This is a genomic window from Streptomyces sp. NPDC002835 (assembly GCF_053591995.1).
Genome location: NZ_JBSFUW010000077.1, coordinates 1 through 12,190 on the forward strand (window position 1 = coordinate 1; position 12,190 = coordinate 12,190).

Consider the following 12,190-nt stretch of genomic DNA (forward strand, 5'->3'; position numbering starts at 1 on the left):
TCTCCTCGCCGGGGGCCAGGTACGGCAGGCCCGCCGACGTGAGGGCCGCCGCGAGCGCCGGGACGCGGGAGTCCGCCGCGATCAGGCCGATCGACTCCTCGTGCCGCAGCGACTCGGCGCAGGCGGCGACCACGGCAGATGCGGCGTACGCCGACAGTGCGTGCGCAGGGTGAGCCGCCCCCCCGAGACGGCGTGTGGTGCCGGGTCACTGCAGGAGTCGGGGGTGGGGGATCGACCCGTCAACCAGCGGCGAGCCGCTGCCTACCTTGCCCGGCAGCGCCTACCTGCTCGGCAGCGCGATGCCGAACGCGTCTCCGCCGGAGCCCGCCGGCCAGCCGAGGTCGCCCTCTGCCAGCGCCGTCGCCGACTCCACGGTGCCCGGCCGGACCTTCATCACCGTCACGGTGCCCGCCGCGTTGCCCGGCGCGCCGATCAGCGGCTCGACCCGCCCGTCGCCGTCCGTGTCGAGGGCGCCGACCGTCCAGCCGAAGTGGTCCGCCGTGGCGACCGTCCCCGGCACGCCGGTCGTGTCCTGGTCGATCCAGCGGGAGCCGGTCGCCGTGATGCCGCCGGTGGTGTTGCCGAACAGGACCAGTGCCGCGCCCGCTCCCTGGACCGAGCCGATCGCCTCGCTGCTCATGCCCACCACGAGGTCGTCCACCCCGTCGCCGTCGAAGTCGCCGGCCGCCAGGGAGGTGGCGAAGAAGTCCTCGGTCTCGGGGGCACCGGATATCCCGGCCGTGTCCTGGTCGAAGATCCGCACCCGCTCCGTCGACAGCCCGTCGGCGGAGGAGCGGAGGACGGCCAGCCGGCCGGCCGCGCCCCGGTCGCCGACCGTCTCGTCGGACGCGCCGACGGCCACGTCCATGTACGGGTCGCTGTCGAAGTGGCCCACCGCGAGGGCACTGCCCACGAACGCGCCGATGCCGTCGACGTTGGCCGAGTCGACGTACCCCGATCCGGCCGGGGAGCTTCCGATGGGGCCGTACAGCACATGGACCGAGCCGCGGTCCGAACTGCCCGATATCTGCTCGCCGACGGTGGCGACCACCAGGTCGCCCACACCGTCGCCGTTGATGTCGCCGATGGCGACCTGCTCGCCGAAGCGGTCCTCGGCCTCCGGCACGCCCGGCACGTTCGCGGTGTTCTGGTCGATCCACACCGCGGAGGAGGCCGTCAGCCCGTTCGCCGAGCCGAACACCACCCTCAGCGAACCGGCGTTGGCCTGGCCGCCCGCGTGGTCCAGGGGCTGGCCGAGGGCCAGGTCGGCGTAGCCGTCGCCGTTGAGGTCGCCCGCCGCGAGCGCGTAACCGAAGATCTCGTCCCAGCCCGGATCGCCCGGCATGCCCGCGGTGTCCTCGGTGAACCCGTCGGTGCGGGACCCGTGGATGCCGCTCGACGACCCGTAGTGCACCGCGACCATCCCGGCGCCCTGGGTGGTGCCGATGGCCTCCAGCGGGGCGCTCACCGCGAGGTCGGCGTAGCCGTCCTTGTCGAAGTCCGCGCTGGCCAGCGCCTGGCCGAAGTGGTCCTCGGCCTCGGCCGCGCCCGGCACGCCGGTGGTCTCCTGGTCGATGCGTACGGAGGTGGAGGCCGGACCGGTCGAGGTGCCGTTGGCGACGATCACGGAGCCCGCGCGGGCGGCACCCGCCACCACGTTGCCGGGCAGGCCGACGGTCAGGTCGGGCCTGCCGTCGCCGTTGAAGTCGTACGGGAGTGCGGCGCTCGTCTCCGCAATCAGGACGATGCCGGTCACGGCGCTCGCGCAGAGGAGCAGTCCGGCCGCTGCGGCGTGCCACTTCCGGAACCAACGCGGGGGTGGCTTCTTCTCGGCCATGGCTGTCCCTCACTCGTCCGTCCGCGCAGCGCGGAGCTCGTCCTTCCGCACTACGGAACTCGTTCGTCCGCAGCGCGGACCGTGCCTGATCCCTGAACGGGCCGCAGGCTATCCACGTCCAAATCTCGACTTGGTCACGGTGGAGGACGTCCACTGAGGGCCGGGAACGGGTCCGGGGAAGGGTCCAACAGGCCGCTCTGCGCGGGGAGATGGGCCGAAAACTGATGGAGCGTAGACGGTTCGGTGCCGGGTCCAGCAGCGCTATCTCGTTATTGAGACGTTGTCATGAGCAGGGCTTTGGCCGGAACTGATCCTCTAACGTGTACGCCGCTTGGGTGTTCCGGCTCCCACGGGTCGTGCATCCGGCTCCAAGCAACCGGCCGGTTCCCGCGTCCTCGCGGGTGACCGGCCTTGTGGTTTAAGGAGTTCCGTGGCCAGCCGCTCTCGTCTCCGCAGTTCCTGGGGCCGTGGCGCCGCCCTGACGTCCGGCAGCGTGCTGCTGGCGCTGTGCGCGACGCTGCTGCCGCCGCCCGCCGCGACGCCCGCCTCGTACGCCGCCGACCGGCCGGCGCCGTGGGCCGACCGCGACACGCCCCGCCAGCGCACCGGCACGGCGGCGGACCGGAAGCACGAGGTGCCGGCCGGGCGCACCGACGCCACGGGCCCCAACAAGGCGGGTGCGGCCGACCTCAAGGCGGCCAAGGGTGCTCTGCCCCTGCACGAGCCCGGCCCGGGGTTCACCCCGGTGGAGCCCCAGGCCAAGCCCACGCTCGTCAAGGGCGACGCCCCCGACGGCACCCGTCCCGGGGGCACCCGCGGCGGTGGCTTCGACGCGAAGCGCAGCGTCGAGGACCGTGGCGCACGGAACGCCACCACCAAGGAGTTCCGTAACCCCGACGGAACCCGCACCACCCGCGTCTACACCGAGCCGGTGCACTACCGCGACTCCTCCGGGGCCTGGCAGGAGATCGACACCAGCCTCGTCCCGACCGGCCGCGCCGCCAAGCGCCCGACCACCACCGGCGCCGACTCCGCCCGCACGGGCGGTCCCGGCACGGACCGCCTCACCGCCGCCGGCGACGACACCGACCTCACCCTCGCCGCCCGCGGCGACGACCGGGCCCTTGCCAGCCTCGCCGTCGGCGGCGGCCACCGCGTCGGCTTCGGGGTGGACGGCGCCGCCGCGACCATGGCACGGGTCAGCGGCGACACCGCCCGCTACCCGGGCATCCGGCGGAACGCCGACGTGACCCTCCAGGCCGAGCACGGCGCGGTCAAGGAGACCATCGTCCTCAACGCGCCCGACGCGCCCCGGGAGTGGACCTTCCCGCTCATCCTCGACGGGCTGACCCCGTCCCTCGACAAGCACGGTGCCGTCCTGCTGAAGGACGCGAAGGGGACCGTACGAGCCGTCGTTCCCAAGGGCTGGATGGAGGACTCCGCCCACGACCCGAAGACCGGCGGCCCCGCCCTGTCCGGAGGCGTCACCTACCAGTTGGCCCGCGGCACGGACGGCCGCCCGCTGCTGAAGGTCCTCCTCGACGAGGCCTGGCTGGACGCCCCCGAGCGGGTCTACCCGGTACGGGTCGACCCGACCGTGGCCTCGATCGACACCAACGGTGACTCGTTCGTCCAGGACGACTGGCCGGACAGCAACTTCGCGGGCGACGACGAGCTGAAGATCGGCAGCTACGACGCCGGCGGCAGCCGGGCCATCAGCTATCTGCGCTTCACCAACGTCAGCAGCCAGCTGAAGGATCGTTACATCCTCAACGCGGACCTGGGCCTGTTCAACGTCTGGTCGTCCAGCTGCACCGCGCAGAAGATGACCGTCCACCAGGTCACAGGATCGTGGAGCTCCACCACCGTCACCTGGAACAACCGCCCGCCGAGCTACAACAACCTGATCGCCTCCGACTCCTTCTCGTACGGCGAGAACTGCGGCGGCTCCAAGTGGCGTGTCATCGACCTCGGCAAGAAGGGCACCGACCTGGTCCAGGGCTGGGTCGAGGGCACCACCGCCAACCACGGCCTCGCCCTGTGGGCGGACTTCTCCACCAGCGGACCCTGGAAGCGCTTCGGCAGCGCCAACTCCGCCAACGAGCCGTACATGTCGGTCACCCACAGCGCGTACGGCGCCCGCTACACCGTCGGCTCGCAGACCGAGCCGCTCACCGGCCACCAGGGCGGTGAGGTCACCGTCACGGTCAAGAACCTCGGCGACTTCACCTGGGAGCCACTCGGCTGGAACGAGGTGCGCCTCGGCGCCCGGGTCCGTGACTACACCACCGGCGCCCTGATGAAGCAGGTCGCCTTCACCCGCCTCAACGAGCGTCTCACCCCCGACGACGCCGCCACGCTCAACGCCCGTATACCGCAGCTGCCACCGGGCAAGTACAAGATCAACTTCGATATGCAGCGGCTGCGCGACCAGAAGTGGTTCTCCAGCGAGAGCGTGCCCGTCTCCACGGTCACCGTCACCTCGCAGGACGTCGGCCCGCGCATCAGTGACATCTACCCGCGCCCCGGTGGCCAGGTCGGCAGCCTGACCCCCGCGCTCTTCGTCGCCGCCGAGAGCCTCGACAACTGGCCGGCCGGCGCCGACCTCGACTACTGGTTCGAGGTCTGCGAAGGCACCACCAGCCAGCCCGTCAACTGCGTCGACTCCGCCTGGGCGGAGGAGCGCACCTGGACCGTGCCCGCCGCCAAGCTCGCCTGGGGCCGGCAGTACGTGTGGCGGGTCAAGGCCCGCGAGAACACCACCGAGGGCCCGTTCTCCCCGTACTACGCCTTCACCACCGCGGTGGAGCAGCCCGCCATCACCTCCCGCCTCGGCGGCCAGGGCCTCGACGGCGCCGGCCGCGAGGTCGACCCCAACATCGGCAACTACACCACCACCGACACCGACGCCCAGGTCGCCACGGCGGGCCCCGCGCTCACCGTGACCCGCACCTACAACAGCCGTGACCCGCGCTCCGACAATGCCTTCGGCGCAGGCTGGAGCACCCGCTACGACATGCGGGCCGAGCCCGACGGCGACGGCACCGGCAATGTCGTGGTGACCCACCCCGACGGGCGGCAGGTCCGCTTCGGCAAGAACCCCGACGGCGGATACGCCCCGCCCTTCGGCAGCTTCGCCACACTGACCGCCGTCACCGGCGGAGGCTGGCGCCTCACCGACAAGAACCAGACCGGGTACGTCTTCGACGCCGCGGGCCGTCTCACCGAGATCACCGACTTCCGCGGCCGCACCCAGACCGTCGCGTACAACACGGCGGGCGAGCCGACCACCGTCACCTCGACCGGCGGCCGTGCCCTGCACCTCACCTGGGCGGGCGGCCACGTCCGCACCGTCACCACCGACGCGCCCGACGCCACCACCGAGCCGCTGACCTGGACGTACACCTACAGCGGTGACCGGCTCACCGAGGTCTGCGGACCCGAGGACGCGGCCGGCGCCTGCACCCGATACGGCTACGGCGACGGCTCCCACCACCGCACCGTCCTCCGCGACGCCGGACCGTACTCCTACTGGCGCCTCGACGAGCCCGCCGGCTCCGGAGACGCCCACAGCGACCTGCTCCTCGACTCGGACGACCGCACCGGCGTCTACCGGAACGTCCAGCTGGGGACCCCCGGCGCCCTCGCCGGCAGCCCCGACACCGCCGCCACCTTCGACGGCACCACGTCGTCCGTCCAGCTCCCCGACCAACTAGTCTCGGAGAACCCGTACCTCACCGTCGGCCTGTGGTTCCGCACCACGAGCAACGGCGTCCTGTTCAGCTACCAGACCCACACGCTGGAACAGAACACCGCCCAGAAGTACACGCCCGCCCTCTACATCGGCACCGACGGAAAGCTGCGCGGCGAGTTCTGGAACGGCTCCGCCGCCCCCATCACCACGGCACAGCCGGTCAACGACGGCGCCTGGCACCATGTCGCGCTGACCGCCGCGGGCAACACCCAGAGCCTCTACCTGGACGGTGCCGCTGTCGGCACGGCGGCCGGCGACATCACCCAGTACGACCAGCGCTTCGTCTACCTCGGCGCCGGCTACTGGAGCAACTGGCCCGCCACCACCGGCAGCATCGGCCACTTCGCCGGTGACATCGACGAGGCCGCCGTGTATGCCCGCCCGCTCGGCGCGCGCACCATCGCCGAGCAGTACGCCTCCGGCGCCACCGCGCAGCAGCTGACCTCGGTCACCCTGCCCAGCGGCCGGATCCACTCCCAGGTCCAGTACGACACCGTGCGCGACCGGGTCTCCTCGTACACCGACGCCAACGGCGGCACCTACACGCTGTCGCCGCACACGCTCACCGGCACCGAGGACCGGCCGGCCACCGACGACCAGGGCGCCGTCGCCGGTGAGAACTCCCTCACCGTCACGGTGACCGACCCCGACCAGCGAACGTCCACGTACCGGTACGACCCGCTCCAGGGCAACCGCCTGATCGAGCAGACCGACGCGTCCGGCCACACCGCGACCTTCGGCTACGACACCGGCGGCTTCCTCGCCACCACCACCGGCCCCGACGGCACGGTCACCCGCCTCGGCCACGACGCGCGCGGCAACCAGACCTCCCGCACCACCTGCCGCGACAGCGCCGACCCGGCGAGCTGCCACACCGCGTACTACGCCTACTACCTCAACGCGGCCGATCCGCTCGACCCGCGCAACGACCAGCTGATCGAGGAGCGCGACGCCCGCTCGGCGAGCGCCACCGACACCACGTACCTCACCAGCCACAGCTACAGCACCGCGGGTGACAAGGTCTCCACCACGACCCCGGCGACCCCGGACTTCGCGGAGGGACGTTCGGTCACCCACACCTTCACCGCCGGCACCGAGGCCGCCGTCGGCGGCGGCACCGTCCCCGCCGGGCTCCTCGCCACCACCACCGACACCAAGGGCGGCGTCACCACCCGCGCCTACACCGCCGCCGGCGACCTCGCACGCCTCACCGACCCGGCCGGACTCGTCACCGAGTACACCTACGACGCGCTGGGCCGGCAGACCTCCGTCACGCGGATCTCCGACGCCCAGCCCACCGGCGTGACCACGACGACCGGCTACGACGGCGAGTCCCGCCCCGTCCGGGTCACCGGACCGGCCGTCACCGACCACGTCGACGAGACCACCCACCGGGCCCGCACCACCTACACGTACGACGCCGACGGCCTCCTCCTCACCGAGTCCGTCGACGACATCGCGGGCGACGACCCCACGCGCACCACCACACGCACCTGGGACACCCACGGCCGCCCGGCCACGGTCACGGACCCGGCCCAGCGCACCGAGAGCCACACCTACGACGCCTACGGCCACCAGACCACCCGCACCCTGCCCGGCGGCCACACCTTCCGGTACACGTACACCCCGCTGGGCGACCTCGCGACCGTCACCCTGGCCGGCTGGACGGGCGACCCCAACAGCCCGAGCCCTGCCACCGACGTGGTGCTGGACTCCTACGCGTACGACCCGGCGGGCCGTCTCGCCGAGCACACCGACGCCATGGGCCGCACCACCCGGCACACCTACTACGACGACGGGCTGCCCGCCAAGGAGATCCTGACCGGCTTCCACAACCCCGACGGCACCACCCGCGACCTGGTCCTCGGCGACCGCACGTACGACGCCGCCGGCCACCTCGTCCGGCAGACCGCCGGAAACGGCTCGGTCACCACGACCTACGAGGTCGACGCAGCGGGCCGGGTCACCGCCGAGGTCCTCGACCCCACCGGTCTCGCCCGCCGCACCACCTACACCTACGACGCCGCCGGAGCCGTCATCGGCGCGACCCGCACCGGCACGGGCGGCACCCGCACCGAACAGATCACCTACCAGCGGCACGTCACCGGCGTCGTCACCCGGCAGACCGTCGAGAACGGCACCGACGACCTCGTCACCACCCGGCAGGTCGACGACCGCGGACTCGTCGTCGCCGAGACGGCCCCGCGCGGCAACGCCACCGGAGCCGACCCGGCCGCGTACACGACCGAGCACACGTACGACGTCCTCGGGCGCCTCGTCGAGACCCGCGCCCCGGCCGTCACGGTCGAGAGCGAGCAGAGCGGCACGGCCACCACCCGCCCGACCACCCGGGTCGGCTACAACGCCTTCGGCGAGGTCACCGCCGCGCAGAGCCCGAACGGACACATCGCGCGCACCACGTACGACGCGCTCGGCCGGCCGGTCGGCACCACGCTGCCCGACTACACCCCGCCGGGCTCCACCACCCCGCTCACCGCGAAGGTCACCCGCACCTACGACGCGGCGGGCAACCTGGAGAGCGAGACCGACCCACTCGGCGGCGTCACCCGCTACGCCTACGACCAGCTCGGCAACCTCACCAAGGTCACCGCACCGGCCCCGACGGCGACCTCTGCGGCACCGGTGTCCACCTTCACCTACGACCTGCTCGGCGAACGGCTGTCGGCCACCGGCCCGACCGGCGCCCGCACCGAGGCCACCTACGACGACCTCGGACGGCGGATCACCGCCACCACCGTCGAGCGCACCCCCGGCCCCGGGGCCTTCACCACAACGTTCGCGTACGACGACGCCGGCAACCTCGTCTCCACGACGAGCCCGACCGGCATCACCACCTCGACCGTCCATAACGCGGCGGGCCAGCCGACGACGGTCACGGGCACGGCCGGCGAGAAGAGCACCTACACCTACGGACCCACCGGCCTGCCGACCTCGTTCACCGGCCCCCAGGCCCGCACGACCCGCACGGTCCACGACCTCGCGGGCAGGCCCACCTCGGTCCGTGACGAGGACGCGGCGGGCACGGTCCTGCGCACCCGGGGCTCGACGTACGACGCCGACGGCAACCCGGTCGCCGTCACCGACGAACTCGGCCACACCGTCGAGCAGACGTTCGACGCCATGGGCCGCTTGACGCGCCTCGTGGAACCGGTCGACGCCACCACGTCCACCACCACGACGTTCGGCTACGACGCGGAGGGCAACCGCACCCGCCTCACCGACGGCCGGGGCAACACCACCTGGACCACCTACACCAGCCACGGCCTGCCCGAGTCCATCGTCGAACCGGCCACCACGGCCCACCCGGCCACGGCCGACCGCACCTGGACCACGGTCTACGACATCGCCGACCGCCCGGTACGCGAGCTCAAGCCGGGCGGGGTGACCCAGGAGCGCACCTTCGACGCCCTGGGCCGGATCACCGAGGTCACCGGCTCCGGTGCAGAGGCGCCCACCACGGCCGACACCTACGGCTACGACCTGGCGGGCCGCCTCACGTCCGCCGCCGCCCCGGGCGGGACCAATACGTACGGGTACGACGACCGGGGCAACCTGGTCAGCGCCTCCGGCCCGTCCGGCACGGCGACGTTCCGGTACGACGAGGAGGGGCGCCCGGCCGGGCGGACCGACGCGGCGGGCGCCGCGAGCTTCGGCTACGACTCCGCCGGCCGGCTGAAGACGGCGGCCGACCCGCTGACGGGCGCGACGCGCACGTACGCGTACGACACGGCGTCCCGGCTGTCCTCCGTCACCCACGGCACGGCGGGCGCGTCACGCCACCTGGCGTACGACCCTCTGGACCGGCTGACGACGGACACCCTGAAGTCCTCGGACGGTACGACGACCACGGCGTCCACGGCCTACACCTACGACGCCGCCTCCCGACTGACCGCCAAGACCACCACGGGCACGGCGGGCGCGGGCGAGCAGACGTACGGCTACGACCGGTCGGGCCGCCTGACGAGCTGGACCGCGCAGGACGGCACCACGACGGCGTACCAGTGGGACGCGTCGGGCAACCGCACGGCCTCGGGCATGACCACGGCCACCTACGACGAGCGCAACCGCCTGCTGACGGCCGGCGGTGTCACGTACAGCTACTCACCGCGCGGCACCCGCACGGGCAGCAGCCACACGGACGGCACCTCCACGACGGCGGCGTTCGACGCGCACGGCAGGATGACCACGGCGGACGGCGTCGCGTACGCCTACGACGCCCTGGGCCGCCTGGTGAAGCAGGGCACGGACGCCCTCACCTACGCGGACCAGTCGAACAACCCGGTGGCCGCGGGCGGCAAGCTGGTCTTCCGCGACCCGCAGGGCCTCCCCCTGTCGACGGCGGCATCCGACGGCACGGGTGGCACGGCGCTTCTGTCGGACCAGCACGGCGACGTGACGGGAACGTTCTCCCCGGAGACGGGCACGCTGAACGCCTCGTCGTCGTACTCCCCGTTCGGCAAGGTCACGGCCAGGACGGGCACGCCGGGTCCGCTGGGCTACCAGGGCGAGTACACCGACCCGTCCACGGGCCAGGTCAACATGCACGCCCGCTGGTACGACCCGGAGACCGGCGGCTTCTCCTCCCGCGACAGCTGGACCCTGAACCCGGTCCCGTCCGTCCAGGCCAACCGCTACGCGTACGGCAACGGCAGCCCGCTGCTGAACACGGACCCGAGCGGCCACTTCGTGGTGTGCGCCACCCCGGTCACCGCGCCCGCGTGCGCCGGTGCGGCCATCGGGTCGCCCGGCGGCCCGGTCGGCGCGGGAATCGGTGGCGCGCTCGGCCTGGTCACCGGCATCGGCATCCTCATCTACGAGGGAACCAGGGACAGCTCGAAGCCGAAGTCGTCCTCCCACCAGAACTACTCGCTCGGCTGGACCGGCTACGGCACGGACCTCGCCTCCTCCCTGCGCCGCCAGGCCGAGGCGCAGGCGGACGCGGCCTGGCGGGCCCAGATCCGCGCGGCCCAGGACGCGGCCGCGAGCAACGCCGCCCGTGAGGCGATCCGCCTCCGCGCCGCCGCCGGTGGTGGCGGTGGCGGCGGCTGGGGATGGTCCGGCACCGGTGGCGGTGGCGGCGGCACCTGGGGCGGCGTCACGACCATCCCGCTCGGCCCGCCCCCACCGCCCCCGCCGCCGCCGTGGCGGGAGATCATCGCCGCGGTCCTGACGGAGGAGCACGCCCGCCCGGCGGCCACGGCCACGACGGATTCCGAACACGACCGGTTCGTCGACGACTCGCTGACGGAGTCCCTCGAGGAACTCGTCGCCCCGGCCCGTTACGTCCCTGACGACCCGGACCTCGCGGCCGACTACAGCAAGTCGCGCTGGCTGACGACGGCCGAGGACTACGAGTTCCAGCCGGCCAAGGGATCCCCGGTACGCCGCGAGAACTGCCGCAAGGGCAACACCGCGGTGCACTACATGCCGCTGGACAGCCTCGGCCGGGCCCAGGGCGTGGTCGCCTGCCTCAACAAGGGCGACTACAACTACGTGGACTCCGAGAAGGGGGTGCAGTCCGACTGGGTCCTCGACAGCAACGAGACGAGGATCGTCGGCACGGCCACGGAGTTCCCCGTCAACCGGGAGCACATCCCCACCGGCTACTACGGCGGCGGTACCCTCCACCGGGGCCACCTGCTGGCCCGCTCGCTCGGCGGCGACGGCGAGGACCTGCGTAACCTGGTCCCGCTCTACGCCAAGGTGAACACCCCGCTGATGAGCGGCTACGAGAGCGCCCTGGAGAAGCGGGTCCAGACCGGGGAGACCATCTACTATCAGGTCACCGCGCATTACGAGGGAAACAGTCCCATACCGGACCATCTGGACCTTCGGTGGGTCGGCAGCGTCGGCGGAGCCGGCGGTGTGCGCCTCGACAATGTGCCGTCGTAGGCGATCAACGTTCCGTCACAGAGGAGACCGCTCATGTCATGGGTCGACCGGCTCGCGGAGGCGGTCGGCGGACGCCCACTCGACTCCGCCCCCGGCGTCGAGTGGGCGGCGATCGAGTCCCGCATCGGGATCGCGCTGCCCGCCGACTACAAGGAGTTCTGCGAGGCCTTCGGGCCCGGCGAGTTCTGCGACTACCTCACTGTCCACGCCTCGGTGGGCGGCGCGGACTCGGAGCTGGCCGACTCGCAGGAGGCGAACCTGCGCATGGCCGAGCAGCACCCGGTGGTCCTGGACGGCTACCTGCCGTACGGCATCCACCGGCCGGGCGGGCAGGGCGGCGGCATCCTCCAGTGGGGCGTGAGCCAGCAGGGCGAGATGTTCGCCTGGCTCGCCGATCCGTCGGCGGCGCCAGAGACCTGGCCGGTTCTGCTCCACCCGGAGGCGGGTGAGTGGCGGCGCTACGACATGTCCATGAGTGAGCTCACCTACCGGCTGCTCGCCGACGAGTCGTTCGAGGACTTCGGGACGGCCGGCGTGATCGACCCGCCGTACTTCACCCGCCGCTCCTGACGCGGCTACGGCGCGGGGCGTCCTACGGCCGTGTCGACCTCAGCTCGCCCACCCCCGGCCCGCTCAGGTCGTCCAGTGCCGCGCGTCGGCCCGAGACGGCCAGGAGCAGGGAGAGC

General features: G+C 72.5%; 3 protein-coding genes. 2 read left to right on the forward strand and 1 reads right to left on the reverse strand.

Features of this window, described 5'->3' with window-relative positions:
• Positions 1–280: 280 nt before the first annotated feature.
• On the reverse strand, positions 281–1,837 hold the full coding sequence (locus ACWD01_RS36265; RefSeq protein WP_451168105.1) for an FG-GAP repeat protein: 1,557 nt from the start codon (positions 1,835–1,837) through the stop codon (positions 281–283).
• A 430-nt stretch (positions 1,838–2,267) separates the two neighbouring features.
• Here ACWD01_RS36265 and ACWD01_RS36270 point away from each other — a divergent pair, with 430 nt between their 5' ends.
• Together ACWD01_RS36270 and ACWD01_RS36275 are read left to right on the forward strand one after the other, a co-directional pair.
• Positions 2,268–11,504 carry a DNRLRE domain-containing protein gene (locus ACWD01_RS36270; RefSeq protein ID WP_451168107.1) on the forward strand — a complete coding sequence of 3,079 codons (9,237 nt, stop codon included), beginning with the start codon at positions 2,268–2,270 and terminating at the stop codon, positions 11,502–11,504.
• Between the two features lie 33 nt (positions 11,505–11,537).
• Positions 11,538–12,074: an SMI1/KNR4 family protein gene (locus tag ACWD01_RS36275; protein WP_451168109.1), complete on the forward strand. Its 537-nt coding sequence runs from the start codon at positions 11,538–11,540 to the stop codon at positions 12,072–12,074.
• The last annotated feature ends 116 nt before the right edge of the window (positions 12,075–12,190 follow it).

Coding starts and splice junctions, on each gene's coding strand:
- ACWD01_RS36275 (WP_451168109.1), top strand. CDS start 11,538: ATGTCATGGGTCGACCGGCTCGCGGAGGCGGTCGGCGGACGCCCACTC.
- ACWD01_RS36265 (WP_451168105.1), bottom strand. CDS start 1,837: ATGGCCGAGAAGAAGCCACCCCCGCGTTGGTTCCGGAAGTGGCACGCC.